The sequence below is a fragment of the Streptomyces sp. NPDC002044 genome (assembly GCF_040296725.1).
GTDB lineage: Bacteria > Actinomycetota > Actinomycetes > Streptomycetales > Streptomycetaceae > Streptomyces > Streptomyces antarcticus.
On the sequence record NZ_JBEOXU010000018.1, the window covers coordinates 1 to 16,007 of the forward strand.

The 16,007-nt window shown below is 72.5% G+C and carries 12 protein-coding genes; 5 read left to right on the plus strand and 7 right to left on the minus strand.

Annotated elements, in window-relative coordinates; all coding sequences use genetic code 11:
- Window positions 1-118 precede the first annotated feature (118 nt).
- From ABT106_RS07270 to ABT106_RS07285, 4 genes are all read right to left on the minus strand, one after another.
- Window positions 119-943, minus strand: coding sequence for an ABC transporter ATP-binding protein (locus ABT106_RS07270; RefSeq protein WP_351273572.1), 825 nt, complete (start codon window positions 941-943; stop codon window positions 119-121).
- Window positions 944-948: 5 nt separating this feature from the next.
- On the minus strand, window positions 949-1,983 hold the full coding sequence (locus tag ABT106_RS07275; protein ID WP_351273574.1) for an ABC transporter substrate-binding protein: 1,035 nt from the start codon (window positions 1,981-1,983) through the stop codon (window positions 949-951).
- A gap of 53 nt (window positions 1,984-2,036) precedes the next feature.
- On the minus strand, window positions 2,037-2,600 hold the full coding sequence (ssuE, locus tag ABT106_RS07280) for an NADPH-dependent FMN reductase (protein ID WP_351273577.1): 564 nt from the start codon (window positions 2,598-2,600) through the stop codon (window positions 2,037-2,039).
- 148 nt (window positions 2,601-2,748) lie between these two features.
- Entirely contained in the window at window positions 2,749-3,702 is a 954-nt protein-coding gene (locus ABT106_RS07285) for a TauD/TfdA dioxygenase family protein (RefSeq protein WP_351273579.1), read from the minus strand.
- Between the two features lie 1,023 nt (window positions 3,703-4,725).
- Here ABT106_RS07285 and ABT106_RS07290 point away from each other — a divergent pair.
- From ABT106_RS07290 to meaB, 4 genes are all read left to right on the plus strand, one after another.
- On the plus strand, window positions 4,726-5,946 hold the full coding sequence (locus ABT106_RS07290; RefSeq protein ID WP_351273721.1) for an ROK family transcriptional regulator: 1,221 nt from the start codon (window positions 4,726-4,728) through the stop codon (window positions 5,944-5,946).
- A 62-nt stretch (window positions 5,947-6,008) separates the two neighbouring features.
- A complete protein-coding gene (locus ABT106_RS07295) occupies window positions 6,009-7,865 on the plus strand; it encodes a methylmalonyl-CoA mutase family protein (protein WP_351273582.1) in 1,857 nt (618 codons plus the stop codon).
- Window positions 7,862-10,051 carry a methylmalonyl-CoA mutase gene (gene scpA, locus ABT106_RS07300; protein WP_351273585.1) on the plus strand — a complete coding sequence of 730 codons (2,190 nt, stop codon included), beginning with the start codon at window positions 7,862-7,864 and terminating at the stop codon, window positions 10,049-10,051. Before ABT106_RS07295 ends, scpA begins: the two co-directional genes overlap by 4 nt.
- A 10-nt stretch (window positions 10,052-10,061) precedes the next feature.
- The gene (gene meaB, locus ABT106_RS07305) at window positions 10,062-11,045 is read left to right on the plus strand and encodes a methylmalonyl Co-A mutase-associated GTPase MeaB (RefSeq protein WP_351273588.1); all 984 of its coding nucleotides are present in this window, start codon (window positions 10,062-10,064) and stop codon (window positions 11,043-11,045) included.
- Window positions 11,046-11,264: 219 nt separating this feature from the next.
- Here meaB and ABT106_RS07310 read toward each other — a convergent pair whose 3' ends face one another.
- On the minus strand, window positions 11,265-12,266 hold the full coding sequence (locus tag ABT106_RS07310) for an asparaginase (RefSeq protein ID WP_351273591.1): 1,002 nt from the start codon (window positions 12,264-12,266) through the stop codon (window positions 11,265-11,267).
- 135 nt (window positions 12,267-12,401) lie between these two features.
- On the opposite strand from ABT106_RS07310, the gene ABT106_RS07315 reads away from it, so the two are divergent.
- On the plus strand, window positions 12,402-12,854 hold the full coding sequence (locus tag ABT106_RS07315) for an Lrp/AsnC family transcriptional regulator (RefSeq protein ID WP_351273594.1): 453 nt from the start codon (window positions 12,402-12,404) through the stop codon (window positions 12,852-12,854).
- A gap of 82 nt (window positions 12,855-12,936) precedes the next feature.
- Here the strand turns inward: ABT106_RS07315 and ABT106_RS07320 are convergent, their stop codons facing one another.
- Together ABT106_RS07320 and ABT106_RS07325 are read right to left on the minus strand one after the other, a co-directional pair.
- Entirely contained in the window at window positions 12,937-13,983 is a 1,047-nt protein-coding gene (locus ABT106_RS07320; protein WP_351273596.1) for a CBS domain-containing protein, read from the minus strand.
- A complete protein-coding gene (locus ABT106_RS07325; protein ID WP_351273599.1) occupies window positions 13,980-15,803 on the minus strand; it encodes a GmrSD restriction endonuclease domain-containing protein in 1,824 nt (607 codons plus the stop codon). Before ABT106_RS07325 ends, ABT106_RS07320 begins: the two co-directional genes overlap by 4 nt.
- Between the last annotated feature and the right edge of the window lie 204 nt (window positions 15,804-16,007).

Consider the following 16,007-nt stretch of genomic DNA (forward strand, 5'->3'; position numbering starts at 1 on the left):
CCTTCTGAAGGGTCGTCGTGGAGCTCATGGACGGTTCCTTAGGTTCTCGGGTTGCCGGGGCTCCGTACCTCCTGCCCGGCGGGTGCGGCAGGGGCGACGGCGGTGTCGGCCGGCGTGCTCATACGGTGGCCTCTTCCTTCTCCAGTTGCCGGGCGCGGGCCACCTCGTCGTGGAGGAGGCTCCAGATGTCGTGGCGGTAGCGGGCGAACTCCGGGCTGGAGCGCAGGTCCTCGCCCTGGAGCCCGGCGCCGCGGTCGCCGAAGGTGACCGGGACGACCTCCTTGACGCGGCCGGGGCGGGAGGTCATGACGGCCACCCGCTGCCCGAGGTAGACGGCCTCCTCGATGCCGTGCGTGATGAAGACGACCGTCTTGCCGGTGCGCTGCCAGATGCGGCGCAGCTCGTCCTGCAGGGACTCGCGGGTCTGCGCGTCGAGCGCGGCGAACGGCTCGTCCATCAGCAGCACGTCCGGGTCGTAGGCGAGCGAGCGGGCGATGGCGACGCGCTGGCGCATGCCCCCGGACAGTTCGTGCGGGTGCCGGTCCTCGAAGCCCGTCAGGCCGACCAGATCCAGGAACTCCCGCGCCCTGGCGGCACGTTCGCGGCGCGGTACGCCGGTCGCCTCCAGGCCGAAGGCGACGTTGCCGAGCGCCGTCCGCCACGGGAGCAGCGCGTACTGCTGGAAGACGATCCCCCGGTCCAGTCCCGGGCCGGTGACCGGCCTGCCGTCCAGCAGGATGCGTCCGGAACTGGGCCGGGTCAGTCCGCCGAGGAGGTCCAGGAGGGTGGACTTGCCGCAGCCGCTGGGGCCGACGACGACCACGAACTCCCCCTCCCCGATCTCCAGGTCGATGCCGTCGAGGGCGGTGAACTCCCCCTCGGTGCGGTTCTTGTGCTGGGTCGGGAAGGTCTTGCCCACTCCCTCGAACACGATCTTCGCCATGGCCGTCAGCCCTTCCCGTGGCCGTTGAACTCGTTGGTGTAGAGGTCGGCGGCCTTGAGCCGGCCGGGCTTGATCTCCCCGCGCTCGCCGAGCCAGTCCAGCCAGAGCTGGAAGGACGTGTCGGATATCCGGCCGCCCGCCTCGGCGACCCCGTACGAGTGCCAGTACTGGAGGGTGGCGGTGTCCTCGTTGCGGCCGCGCTTCTTGACGATCTGCGTCATCCGGGCGATGACCTCCTCGCGCGGGGTGGCGCGGGACCAGTCGATGGCCTTGGCCACGCCGGTCGTGAAGGCCCGTACGGTGTCCGGGTTCTGCTTGATGAAGCGCTCCGTCATGATGTACGTCCCGGCGCTGAACGGGCCGAGGAGCTCCACGTCGGTGAACAGCGGGCGGATGCCGCCCGTCGCGAGGGCCTTGTCGCGCAGGACGCCGGTGAGCACCCCGACCTCGATCTGCTTCTGCCGCAGCGACTGCTCGGTGTTGACCGGCGGCACGACGAGCGGCTCGACCTTGCCGGCGTCGGCCTTGGAGAGGCCGCCTCGGCTCAGGTAGATGTCCAGCAGGGCCTGGTAGTGGGCGCCCAGGGTGTTCATTCCGACCTTTTTGCCGATCAGGTCCCGGGCCGAGCGGATCGGGCTGTCCTCCAGGACGTAGTAACCGCCGTAGGAGTACTGGTCGGAGCCGTAGGAGGAGATGACGGCCTTGATCGGGGCGTTGCTGCTCGCGAGTTTGATGACGGCGCCGTTGAAGGCGCTGCCGAAGTGGGTCTGGCCGGTGGCGGCGGACTGGATGTCCTGCGGGCCGCTGATGGTGTTGCCGACCCATTCCAGCTTCACGTCGCCGAGGTAGCCGAGGTCCGCGGCGAGTTCGGGGAGCGTGACGGAGCCGACCGCCCCCTGGTACTTGAGGGTCGAGACCTGCGCGCCGGAACCGCCGCCGTTCGCGGTGGCCGTGCCGCAGCTCACCGCGGCCGCCGAGATGCCGAGCAGGGCGAGGAACTGGCGTCGGGAGGTGGTGGTCGAGGAGAAGCCTGCGGGCATGGCGGGTCCTTGTCGGTACGGGGTGCGGGGTGCGGGGTGGGGCTCCGGCGTCGTTACGGTGCGGTCGTCAGCGCGGCCCCGGCACCGTGAACGGCGCGCAGGGACGCGGCGAACTCGTCGACCGCCTGGAAGAGGTCCAGCTCCGCCTCGGGGCGCAGCCGGTCCGGACCGTCCCCGCGCTCGACGGAGGAGTCCAGGACGAACCGGCCGGCGGTGACGTGCCGGGCGCCGAGGGCGGCGAGTACGGGGCGCAGGGCGTAGTCGATGGTCAGGACGTGGGCCAGGCTGCCGCCGGTGACCAGCGGAAGCACCGTTTTTCCGGCGAGTCCGTCCTGCGGGAGCAGGTCGAGGAACGCCTTGAGCAGGCCGGTGTACGAAGCCTTGTAGACCGGGGTCGCGATGATCAGGCCGTCGGCCTGGGCGACGGCCTCCACGGCCCGGCGGATCTCGGGCTCGCCGCGGCGGGCGGAGAGCAGGTCGGCGGCGGGAAGCTCGCGCACCGAGAGGTGCGCGGTCGTGAAGCCGGCGTGGGAGAGGCGGCGGAGCACGTGGTCGGCGACGACGGCGGTGCGGGAGTTGACGGAGGGACTGCCGGTGATGGCGAGCAGCTGGGGCACGGGGGCTCCTTGGGCGTCGTACGGGAGCTGGACGGTGGGACGGGCGCGGCGGGGCGGGGCGGCGGGTGCGGGACGGAACGGGGGCGGGATCGGCGCCGGGATCGGCGCCGGGGTCGGGGTCGGGGTCGGGGTCGGGGTCGGGCGGCCGTCAGCTTCCGGACTCGGCGGTGGACGCGCCGGAGGGGATGCCGAAGGAGGGGGCCGGTACGGCCTCGGGACTGATCAGGCGGGAGGGGGCGCCGTCGGGACCGACCGGGACGTCGCCGTCGACGGTGACGCGGCGCAGGGTGCGCTCGTGGTCGTCGGAGTCGTCCACGCCGTAGTGCTGGGTGGCGCGGTTGTCCCAGATCGCGACGTCGCCGGCGCGCCACTGCCAGCGGACGGTGTTCTCGGGGCTCTCGATGTGGGACTGGAAGAGGTCCTGGAGGGCGCGGGAGTCGCGGCCGGTGAGGCCGCTGATGCGCTGGACGAAGTTGCCGAGGAGCAGGGAGCGCTCGCCGGTCTCGGGGTGCACGCGGACCACCGGGTGTTCGGTGAGGAACTTCGTGGAGGTGAACACCTCGCGGTACTGGGCCAGGGCCTCGGGGAGGGCGTCGGGCCTCAGGGCGGCGTAGTCGTACTCGTTGGAGTGGACGGCCCGCAGGCCGTCGGCGAGGGCGCGCAGCGGCTGGGGGAGGTGGGCGTAGGCGCTGGCGGTGTTGGCCCAGAGGGTGTTGCCGCCGTAAGGGGGGATGGTGACGGCGCGCAGGACGGAGAAGGCCGGGTAGGCGGGGACGAACGTGACGTCGGTGTGCCACTGGTTGGCGCGGGCGCCGTGGTCGGAGTCGATGCCGAGGGCGTAGCGGCCGTCCGCGGAGGGAACCGTGGGGTGGGCGACGGGGGCGCCGAGCAATTGGGCGAACGCCTCGTGGCCGGCCTCGTCAAGGTGGTCCTGGCCGCGGAAGAACACCACCTTGTGGGCGAGCAGCGCGGCCCGGATCTCGGCGACGGTCGCGTCGGGCAGGTCGCCGCCGAGGCGGACGCCGCCGATCTCGGCGCCGAGGCGGCCGCCGATCCTGGAGACGGTGGTGGTGCTCGCGGCGGTCTGGGTGGCGGTGGCCATGACGACTCCCTGGGCAGGGCTGCGGTATTTATTTCCGCAGCGGAAGAAATAGGCGTACGGGTCGGACACGGTGCTGCTGAACGAGGTTCGGGGTGTCGCGGGGCGGCGACGGAGGGGGTGAGGGCGGACCGGACCGGGGCCGCGGAGGTCTCCCCGGTACGGGCTCCCGGCGCGGAGCGCGAACCGCGGCCCGCGGCGACCGCGCCGACCGCGCCCCAGCGGCGGCGAGGCGTACGCGGCGGTGCGGCGTGCCGGTGAGTACGGCGGGGAAGCGGCGCGAAAGGGTGCGGGAGCGGGACCGGCAGGGGCGCGGGAGCGGCGGTGTGGCGGGAGCTCAGGCTCGGCGCGGGGCCGGACAGCGGCCCGGACACTCGCCCGGCGCGGTACGGCGGCCGGGGGTGTGGAGCCGCGGGGCGAGGTACTCGGTCGCGGACATGGCTCGGAGCCTGTCAGCGGCCGCGCCGCCGGTCAACCCCCGCCAACGCCCGCGCCCGGTCCGCCGACCGGAACCCCCACGACCCCCCGCGCACCCCTCCTGAGCTGGCCCTTCCCCACAGGCCGAAGCCCCGGTCCCCCTCCCCCGGCGGCTGAATCCCGTGGCCGGATTTCACGGTCCCGCAACGCGACCGCCACGCCCCCGCATCGCACGAAGCCCGCCGGCCCCCGCCCCGGCGCGAGCACGGCCGCGTTACGGGCACGGCACGGGCACGGCACGGCCGCGGGTGTGGCGGCCCGGCCCGGGTCGGTGCAGAGCTTCGGTCCGGCTCGGCCCGGCTGCGCAGGGACGACGCCGACGGGGCGGGCCGCGCGGCCACCGAGCGTCCCGCCCGGTCCAATCGAGCGCCGGGGCCGCCGGGGCACCGGGCCGCCGGGCCCCCAGGCCGCAGGACCGCCCGGCAGCCCGGCCGCAGACCGCAGGGCCAGTGGCCGCAGGACCGCAAGCCCGGCCGCTTTAGCGGGCTCCTGCATCATCGGGGGGACCGCCCGCGCGTCCGCGCCCCCCGAGGAGACCCCGTGAACCGTATGGCCGGCGACAGCCGGGCCGCCGCCAATGCCGCCACCGTGCTGCGGACGGTGCTGGACCACGGGCCGGTCGCGCGGAGCGGGATCGCCGGGCTGTGCGGACTCAGCCCGGCCGCCGTGTCCCGGCAGACCACCGGGCTGCTCCGCGCCGGGCTGCTGCGGGAGCTGTCCGGGCCCGCCGACGGCGTGGGACGGCCCCGCATCCCCCTCGACCTGAACACCGGGGCCGTCGGCGGGCCCGTCGCCGCCGGGCTGCACATCGGGGTGCCCCAGTCCACCTTCAGCCTCGTCGACCTGCGCGGCCGTCTCCTGGCCCGGCGGTCCTTCCCGCACCGGGACCCCCGCTCCCCCGGTCTCGGCCGGGACATCGCCGCCCAACTGGCCCGGTTCCTGAGCGACTCCGACACCGGCCGGCCACTCCTCGGCGTCGGCGCCGCCCTGGGCGGCTGGGTCCGCCCGGGCGGACCGGACGGGGCGGGCGGACCGGACGGGGCGGGCGGGGCGGCGGACGGGCCCGGCGCGGGGGTCGTCGTACGCCACGAGGCGCTGGGCTGGCGGGACCGGCCGCTCGCCGCCGAGCTGTCACGGGAGCTGGGCCTGCCCGTGTCCGTCGACAACCACGCCCGCGCCGTGGCCCACGCCGAGATCCTCTTCGGCCGCCCGGAGGCCCGCCGCAGCCTCGTCCACCTCTTCATCGGCAACGTCGTCGACGCCGCCTTCGGCATCGAGGGCACCGTGCACCAGGGTCCGGGCGCGGCCGCGGGCGACGTCGCGCACCTCCCGGTGCCCGGCTCGGACGCCCCCTGCGCGTGCGGCCGTACGGGTTGTCTCCAGGCGACCGCCTCCGACACGGCGCTCGGCGCCGAGGCCGTGCGCCGCGGGATCGTCCCCGACCCGTCCGTCCCGATGCTCGTGGACGCGGCCGCCACCGGCGACCCCCGCGCCGACCGGCTGCTGCGCGAGCGGGCGCGGTCCGTCGGCCGGGCCGCCGCCCTGCTCCTCGACGTCTTCAACCCGGCCGTCATGGTGGTGACCGAGTGGTCGAGCGTGCTGCACGACGGCTATCTCGACGAGATCCGCGAGGCGGCCGCGGCCCTCGCCCGGGCCCCCGGAGACCCCGGGCGGATCGTTCCGCCGCACGCCGGACCCGCCGTACTGCCGGGGGCGGCGGCGACCGTCCTGCTCGGTCCGCTCTTTCGTGACCCCTCCTCCCTCACATGAGAGGGGGAGATCACATCAGGTGGTCCTGGTTGTTCCCTGAGCGCCCCCCTAGCATTCGAGCCATGACGGTCCTGCCTGATGACGGGCTCTCCTTGGCCGCCGAATTCCCTGACGCGACGCATGAGCAGTGGCAGCGCCTGGTAGAAGGCGTGCTGCGCAAGTCGGGCAAGGAAGTTTCCGGCGAGGCAGCGGAAGACGCGTTGTCCACCACGCTCCAGGACGGGCTCACCACCCGCCCGCTGTACACCGCGCCCGAAACGGCTCCCGACACCGGCTTCCCCGGCTTCGCCCCCTTCGTACGGGGAGGCAGGGCCGAGGGGAACGCCGCGAACGGCTGGGACGTGCGCCAGCGGCACCTGGGCAGCGACCCCGTACGGGTGAACGAGGCGGTCCTCTCCGACCTGGAGAACGGGGTCACCTCCCTCTGGCTGACCCTCGGCGACGGCGCTCTCCCCGCCGAGGCGCTCCCCCGCGCCCTGGAGGGGGTCTACCTCGACCTCGCGCCCGTCTCCCTCGACGCCGGCGCCGGCTACGCCCGGGCCGCCCGCGCGCTGCTGGACCTGTACGCCGGGCGCGGCGTGGCCCCGGAGGCCGCCCGTGCGAGCCTGGGCGCCGATCCGCTGGGCCACGAGGCCCGTACGGGTGAGGTCTTGGACCTCGCCGACGCCGTCGAGCTGGCCCGGGAGGCCGCCGCCTACCCCGACGTGCGCGCCCTGACCGTGGACGCGCTGCCGTACCACGAGGCCGGCGGCTCGGCCGGCGAGGAGCTGGGCCTGTCCCTGGCCACCGGGGTCGCGTACCTGCGCGCCCTCACCGACGGCGGGCTGGACACCGAAGCGGCCCTCGGCCAGCTGGAGTTCCGCTACGCGGCGACCGCGGACCAGTTCCTCACCATCGCCAAGCTGCGCGCCGCCCGCCGCCTGTGGGCCCGGGTCGCCGAGGCGTGCGGGGCCCCGGAGGCGGGCGCCCAGCGGCAGCACGCCGTGACCTCGCCGGTGATGATGACCCGCCGCGACCCCTGGGTGAACATGCTGCGCACCACCGTCGCCTGCATGGCGGCGGGCGTCGGCGGCGCGGACTCCGTCACCGTGCTCCCCTTCGACCACGAACTGGGCCTGCCGGACGCCTTCGCGCGCCGCATCGCCCGCAACACCTCCACCATCCTGCTGGAGGAATCGCACCTGGCCCGCGTGATCGACCCGGCCGGCGGCTCCTACTACGTGGAGCGCCTCACCGACGAACTGGCCCACGCCGCCTGGGAGTTCTTCCAGACCGTGGAGAAGGCCGGCGGCCAGGGGGCCGCCCTGCGCTCCGGCCTGGTCGCCGACCGCATCGCCGCCACCTGGGCCGAGCGGTCCAAGAAGCTGGCCAAGCGCCGCGAGCCGATCACCGGCGTCAGCGAGTTCCCGCTGCTGTCGGAGAAGCCGGTCGTACGCGAGCCCGCGCCCCCGGGACCCGTCGGCGGCCTGCCCCGGGTCCGCCGCGACGAGGCGTACGAGGTGCTGCGCGCCCGCAGCGACGCCCACCTGGACGCGACCGGCGCCCGGCCGCGGATCTTCCTCGCCGCGCTCGGCCCGGCCGCCGCGCACACCGCGCGGGCCACCTTCGCCTCGAACCTGTTCCAGGCGGGCGGCATCGAGCCGGTCCACGACCCCGTGTCGGTGACGCCCGCGACGGCAGCCGCGGCGTACGCGGCGAGCGGCGCGGACGGCACGGCCGTGATCTGCTCCAGCGACGTACTCTACGAAGAGCAGGCCGAGGCGGTGGCCGCCGCCCTGCGTGAGGCCGGCGCCACGACCGTCTTCCTCGCCGGGAAGCCCGGCACCGCCGCGGAAGCGGTGGACGCGTACGTCTTCGCCGGCTGCGACGCGGTCGCCGTGCTGTCCTGCGTACTCGACCGGATGGGAGTCACGTCGTGAGCGGCATCCCCGATTTCTCCGAGCTGGCGCTGAACGGCGCCGGTCCCGCCGCCGGCTCCGAGGACCAGTGGCGCGCCTCCGTGAAGGAGTCCACCGGCACCGCCCCCGGCGACCTGCTGTGGGAGACGCCCGAGGGCATCGGCGTGCAGCCGCTGTACACCGGACGCGACCTGGAGGGCCTGGACTTCCTGCGGACCTACCCGGGCGTGGCCCCGTACTTGCGCGGCCCGTACCCGACGATGTACGTGAACCAGCCCTGGACGATCCGGCAGTACGCCGGCTTCTCCACGGCCGAGGAGTCGAACGCCTTCTACCGGCGCAACCTGGCCTCCGGCCAGAAGGGCCTGTCGGTGGCCTTCGACCTGCCGACGCACCGCGGCTACGACAGCGACCACCCGCGCGTGACCGGCGACGTCGGCATGGCGGGCGTGGCGATCGACTCGATCTACGACATGCGGCAGCTGTTCGACGGGATCCCGCTGGACAAGATGTCGGTGTCGATGACGATGAACGGCGCGGTGCTGCCCGTCCTCGCGCTGTACATCGTGGCGGCGGAGGAGCAGGGCGTCTCCCCCGACAAGCTCGCCGGGACCATCCAGAACGACATCCTCAAGGAGTTCATGGTCCGCAACACCTACATCTACCCGCCCAAGCCCTCGATGCGGATCATCTCCGACATCTTCGCGTTCACCTCGCAGAAGATGCCGCGGTACAACTCGATCTCCATCTCGGGTTACCACATCCAGGAAGCCGGGGCCACGGCCGACCTGGAGCTGGCGTACACCCTCGCCGACGGCGTGGAGTACCTGCGGGCCGGGCAGGCCGTCGGGCTGGACGTGGACGCCTTCGCGCCGCGGCTGTCGTTCTTCTGGGCGATCGGCATGAACTTCTTCATGGAGGTCGCGAAGTTGCGCGCCGCCCGCCTGCTGTGGGCGCGCCTGGTCAAGCAGTTCGACCCGAAGAACGCCAAGTCGCTGTCGCTGCGCACCCATTCACAGACCTCAGGCTGGTCACTCACGGCACAGGACGTCTTCAACAACGTGACGCGCACCTGTATCGAGGCGATGGCCGCGACCCAGGGGCACACCCAGTCGCTGCACACCAACGCGCTCGACGAGGCGCTCGCCCTGCCGACGGACTTCTCGGCGCGCATCGCCCGCAACACGCAGCTGCTGCTCCAGCAGGAGTCGGGGACCTGCCGGTCCATCGACCCGTGGGGCGGCAGCGCGTACGTCGAGAAGCTGACGTACGACCTGGCGCGGCGGGCCTGGCAGCACATCGAGGAGGTCGAGGCGGCCGGCGGCATGGCGCAGGCCATCGACGCGGGCATCCCCAAGCTCCGCGTCGAGGAGGCCGCCGCGCGCACGCAAGCCCGTATCGACTCCGGCCGCCAGCCGGTGATCGGCGTCAACAAGTACCGGGTGGAGACCGACGAGCAGATCGACGTCCTCAAGGTCGACAACTCCTCCGTGCGCGCCCAGCAGATCGCCAAGCTGCGGCGGCTGCGCGAGGAGCGCGACGAGGCCGTCACCCAGGACACCCTGCGGGCACTGACGAACGCGGCGGGCAGCGGCGAGGGCAACCTGCTGGCCCTCGCGGTGGACGCGGCGCGCGCCAAGGCGACCGTGGGCGAGATCTCCGACGCCCTGGAGAAGGTCTACGGGCGCCACGCCAGTCAGATCCGTACGATCTCGGGTGTGTACCGCATGGAAGCAGGCGAGTCCCCGTCCGTGGAGCGCACGCGCGCCCTCGTCGACCGGTTCGAGGAGGCGGAGGGACGGCGTCCGCGCATCCTGGTCGCCAAGATGGGCCAGGACGGCCACGACCGCGGCCAGAAGGTGATCGCCACGGCCTTCGCCGACCTGGGCTTCGACGTGGACGTCGGCCCGCTGTTCCAGACCCCGGCGGAAGTGGCCCGTCAGGCCGTCGAGGCGGACGTCCACGTGGTGGGCGTCTCGTCGCTGGCGGCCGGCCACCTGACCCTCGTACCGGCGCTGCGCGAGCAGCTGGCGGAGGAGGGCCGCGAGGACATCATGATCGTCGTCGGCGGGGTCATCCCGCCCGCGGACGTGCCCACCCTCCTGGAGATGGGCGCGACGGCGGTCTTCCCGCCCGGCACGGTCATCCCGGACGCGGCCCACGACCTGGTGACGCGGCTCGCCGCGGACCTCGGGCACGAGCTGTAGGCGGGCGTCGATGCCGAAGATCGACATCGAGGCTTACGCGAAGGGGGTCCTCGACGGGAAGCGCGCGTTCGTCGCGCGCGCGATCACGCTCGTCGAGTCCACCCTGCCCGCCCACCGGGAGCTGGCCCAGAAGCTCCTGACGGAGCTGCTGCCGCACGCGGGACGCGCCCGCCGGATCGGCATCAGCGGGGTGCCGGGGGTGGGCAAGTCCACGTTCATCGACGCGTTCGGCACGATGCTCACGGCGCTGGGCCACCGGGTGGCGGTCCTGGCCGTGGACCCCTCCTCCACCCGTACGGGCGGCTCCATCCTCGGCGACAAGACCCGTATGGAACGCCTCGCCGTGGACCCGGCCGCGTTCGTGCGGCCCTCCCCGTCGGCGGGGACGCTGGGCGGGGTCGCCAAGGCCACCCGCGAGTCGATGATCGTGATGGAGGCGGCGGGCTACGACGTGGTCCTCGTCGAGACGGTCGGCGTGGGCCAGTCGGAGACCACGGTCGCGGGCATGGTGGACTCCTTCCTCCTGCTCTCCCTGGCCCGTACGGGGGACCAGCTCCAGGGCATCAAGAAGGGCGTACTGGAACTCGCCGACGTCCTGGCCGTCAACAAGGCGGACGGCCCGCACGAGCGCGAGGCGAAGACGGCGGCCCGCGAACTGGCGGGCGCCCTGCGCCTGATGCACCCGTCCGACGCCGCGTGGACACCGCCGGTCCTGACGTGCAGCGCCCGGGAGTCGGCCGGCCTGGACGAGGTGTGGAACCGCCTCGAACAGCACCGCGCGCTGCTGGAGGCGGGGGGCCGGCTGGCGGCGAAGCGGGCGGCGCAGCAGGTGGAGTGGACCTGGTCGATGGTCCGCGACGAACTGCTGGCACGGCTGCGCGCGGACCCGTCCGTACGGGAACTGGCGCCGGCTCTGGAGGCGGCGGTCCGCGAAGGCACGGTAACGGCCACCTCGGCGGCGGACCGCATCCTGTCGGCCTTCACCGCCCCCTGACCGCGCGCACTCTCCGCCCCGCCGGCGTTCGAGGCCGGCGCGGGGCCGAATTCAGCCTCGCCGGTGTTTGAGGCGCGGGGTCCGGGGCGGAGCCCCGTGCAGCGGCGCGGCGGCATCCGAACGGGGGGACCACATCCAGCCCCGCCGGCGTTTGAGGCGCGGGGTCCGGGGCGGAGCCCCGAAGGCCCGGCCCCGGCCCGGCGAGGGAAAGGGCAAGGGCTACGCCCCGACCAGCACCGACCCGGGGGAGCCCAGCGCCTGCCGCAGCAGCCCGGTCCGCTCGACGGGATCCCCGCTCCCCAGCAGCGCGGCCAGCACCGCGATCCGCGCCTGCCCGGCCCGCAGCGTCCCGGTCGCCACGGCGCCCGCGGCGACCAGGTCCACGGCCCCGCCGTGTGTGTAGATCTCGGTGACCGGCCCGGCGCCGACCCGCGTGGTCAGCGCGACCAGCACCCCGCGCCCGACGGCGGCCTTCACCGCGTCCACGATCTCCGGTGTCGCGTTGCCCGCGCCGGTCCCGAGCAGGACGATGCCCTGCGCCCCGGCCTCGACGGCCGCGTTCAGCAGGACCGGGTCGCCGTCGGCGTGGTGCATGACCATGTCGACCCGCGGCGGCACCTCCGGCATCGCGGGCAGCCGCAGCGGGACGGACCGCTGGGGCGGACGCAGCGTGGTGACCTTGCCGAAGCCGACCTTCCCGAACAGCTCGGCCGAGGGGTCGGCGAACGCGTCCAGGGCCACGGTCTGCGTCTTCACCGTGCCGCGGGCCGCGTGCAGCCGGCCCGCGAAGGCGATCAGCACGCCGAGCCCGCGCGTGGTCGCGGCGGTCAGGAGCGCGTCGTACAGGTTCCCGGGGCCGTCCCCGTCGGCGGTGCCCATGGGGCGCTGCGAGCCGGTGAACACCACGGACCGCTCGTCGTGGTGGTGGAGGTCGACGAGGAACGCCGACTCCTCCAGGGTGTCGGTGCCGTGCGTGACGACGATCCCGTCGACCCCCGGGTCGGCGAGCACCTCGTGCACGGTGCGCAGCAGGGTGAGCTGGTGGGCGGTGGTGAGCCGGGGGCTGTTCACGCTGAACAGGTCCACGAGTTCGACGGTGACGCCCTCGGGGAGCGGCGCGGTGGCGACGACCTCGCTCCCGTCGGCGTCCGCGGCGAAACCGGAGCCCTGCCAGCGGCTGGCTATGGTCCCGCCGGTGCTGATGACGACGATCCGTCCCATGGCCGTGGCCGTCCTTCCCTCACGCGTGCATGGCTCGTACAGGTGTACTGCAACCAGCAATGATAGAGCGATCTACGCGCAAGGCGATTGCGTCTTTCACCCCTCCCGTCACATTCGATGCATGATGATTGCGTGATGGATGCCATTGACAGAGATATCTTGCGCGAGCTCCAGGCCGACGGCCGCCTCAGCAACCAGGAGCTCGCCCAGCGGGTGGGTCTGACCCCCTCCCCCTGCATGCGCCGCGTACGCCAGCTCGAACAGGACGGCGTGATCCAGGGCTACCGCGCGGTGATCTCCCCCGAGGCGGTGGGCCGCGGCTTCGAGGTGCTCGTCTCGGTGGAGGTGCGCCGCGACCGCGAGGCGGTCGAGGCATTCGAGGCCGCCCTCCAGCACATCCCGGACGTGATCGAGGCGTACCGCCTGTTCGGCAGCCCCGGCTGCCTGCTGCGGATCGCGGTGGCGGACCTGCGCGCGTACGAACGCCTGTGGATCGAGCAGCTGACGGCCCTCTCCGGGGTCACCGAGGTCAACTCCCAGATCATCATGAAACGCATCAAGGACCACACGGGCCTCCCGGTGAACTGACCCTCGGCGCGTTTCGCGCCAATGCACCGGCTGGTTCCGGAAAACAATGCCGTGGTCCGCAATGTCCCTGCCTACCGGCGGCTCAGCCGACGTAGTCCCGCAGCAGGGCGGTGAAGGCGGTCAGTTCCCTCATCGACTCGGACGGCAGGGGTTCCGCATCGAAATGGGCGATTCGGTTCCTGACGTCCTTCACCCTCTGCAGGTGACGGACGAACTGGCCGCGGTCCAGGGATTCACATTGGAGTGCTGCCCAGTTGAGGTCGGCCTGCCGGGCCATGGCCGACTTCCGCTGTTCCCCGTTGAGGAGGTAGACGTAGTCGCCAAAGGTCAGGTCCTCGACCCTGCCCGAGCGGTGCTCGGGCTTCTTGTTGCTCTGGACGGCCTTGACCGCGTCATCGGTGAGCTTGCCTCCCAGCCAACGGCGCAGAAGTGACTCGATCTCACCGAGGAGGAAGAAGGGTCGGGCCGCACTCTCGAAGCGGTGCACGACGTGCGCCTGTGTCACGATGCCGGACAGGCTGCCGTCCTCACCGCGGACCAGCAGATAGCCGTGCTCCGACAGCATCGGCAGACAGGCGAAGAACTCCTGCCGTGCGTCGGCCACGGGCAGGGACTCCTGCTGCATGGCGTTCTCCAGGCTGCTCTCCTTGCCCCGCTCGTACATGAGAGCCAGGGACCGCCAGGTGATGACGCCGTGAAGGGTCGTCATGCCCGTCGTGACGGGAATCTGCGCGTAGCCCCGATGGCGCATCAGATACGTCGCCTGGGACAGCTCCGTGGTGGCGGACACGCATCGCACTCCACCGCGGGCGGACGGCAGGTCACCGATCCGCAGCCGCTGCGGCAGCGAAGCCGAGGGAAGCGGGTCCCGCGCCACTTCTTCGGCTTCATCGGGCTCGGCCGCGGCCTGTACGGCCGTGGCGAGGGCGACGATCTGGACGTGCTCGCCCGGGGCGCAGTTGGCGAAGTCCGGAAGAGTGGCGAGTCCGGCGTCGGTCAGTGCCCGGGCGATCTCGTGCACGTTCCACGGCCGGCGCACCCGCACGCCGAACAGGTCCAGCAGTTCCCCCAGGGGGAGATCCGTTCCCTTGAGCTGGAGGAGCTCCTCCACGCTCGGCTTCCCGGTCACCTGGCCGCCTGGGCTTCGCTCATGTCGCGCAGGATCGTCCGCTTGCCCATGGCGTGGTAGACCATGTCCTCGAGCCGCCTGGCCCGTGCCGTGTAGAACGCCTCGTAGTCGTTCTTCCGCAGGAGGTACGGATCGATCAGATGCGTCGCGATGACGTCGTCGAACCACTCGCGGCGCATGTCGGAGGCAGCGGCGAGCGAGTCGAGATAGGTTCCCGGGGCGCCGGTGAGGGCCCCGGCCGCGCGCAGCGAGAGCGGCGTCTTGTTCACGATGGAGTTGGACGGAAACTTCTTGCCGCCGTCCTGGTGCCGGCGTACCCAGGGGCGGGGGAAGACATGCCGGACGTCCACTCCGTACTCGTTCATCAGACTGGGCGACAGCGGGGTCTCCGTGTAGTGCCAGTCCACCGCACCCTGCTTGATGAGCAGCGCGTAGATTCCCTTGTAGGCAGCGCTGTTACGCGTGGTGAGCGTGTCCAGCCGCTCCGGGAAGAAGTACGCGTCGGTGACGGTCTCGGGGGCGGGCCCTCCGTGCCGGACCCACGCCACGAGCTGCTCGACGTCCCGTGTGAAGCGGGTCTCGGTGGAGCCGCCGTACATCTCACCGAGCACGCCGCACCAATACCACTGTGTGATCATTTCCTCCGCGCCGAGCGTGTCGGTCGCCTCCTCGAGGATGGCCCGGACGGCGGCCAGGGGTACCAGCTGGGTGCGGTAGGGCAGATCGGCGGCGCGCACGATGCACTGCCGCTCCAGGAAGGCCCCCACCCATGCGAACGCCCTGGCGAGCCGCGGAGCCAGCGACTCGAAGTCCGCGAGGGGGAGTTCGAGGAGGTCGCGGCGCTTGCAGGAGACACCGGTACCCTGCCCGCCCTGTTTCCGCGACCAGGTGCGCACCAGGGCGACGGCCTGGAGGAAGTCGCTGCTGCTCAGTCCGTCGTCGAGGCCCGCCTCGAGCCGTCCGAACACCGGATGACCGCCGGCCAGCTCCTCCTTGACGGCCCGCCAGACCTGCGGCAGCTGGTAGTAGTCGTCCGTCCGCTCGCGGTAGGCACGATCGCCGGCGTAGGTCGCCGTCAGCAGTTCGAAGACGTTGAGGGGCACCCCGCCGGTGTTCACCCGCTCGAACACGGCGCACACGGCGTCCATGGACGTGGAGGCGGCCAGCTTGATCATGGGCACCTGGAACGAGCGCACCGGTTCGAGGACCTGCTCTTCGAAGCGGCTCCACCGGTCGAAATGACCGTCGTCCATCTTCTCGTACGTCCGCCGCCAGGCGTTCACCTTCGCGGTGTCGAAAACGATGCGCAGGGGGAACAGCCCCGCGGCACACTCGCCGTTCGCGGTGGTCAGGTCGTGGACGATGTCACGGGCGAAGTTGGCTCGCAGGACCTTGTCCTCCGGCACGGACACAATGGCCTCGTCCCGGTCCGCGGGGGATCCGACCGCCTTCCCGATGTCCACGTAGTACCAGCGCCTGACGGCATTGCCCCGCGTGTCGCTGGTCTCGACAGGGCTTTCCTGGAACAGCGCCTGAAAGAGGGAGGTGAGGCGCTGCTGCCCGTCGAGGAGCAGCAGGCTCGGAGTCACGTCCTGCGACACCTTCGCGCCGGTGAGGGCACGGGCACGGAAGGGTGAGTCGCCACCCGCCTCCAGCGTCATCACCACGCCCAAGGGGTAGTCGAGCGTCACCGTCGCGACAATGGCTCGAATTCGATCGTCATCCCACTTCCAGTCCCTCTGGAAGTCCGGCAGTTGGAGAGCTCCGGATGCCACATCCGTGAGGAGCGCCTTGAGTTTCACATTGTCGAGTCCCGCCACGTGCCTGTTCCCCACCCTCGCCGTCCTGCGCGCTCTCTACGCGGTGCGCGATTACACCAACCGTGCGACATATCGGTCAACAGGCCGGACACGCCGGTAGTGGACTTCGGCCAGCCAGAGGAGGCAAGGCCGCGGTGGTCATGGCGCGGCCGTGCGGCCCGGCCCGCACGGTGGCTGCGCGCACTCCCCCGGGTCGCGCCCCCG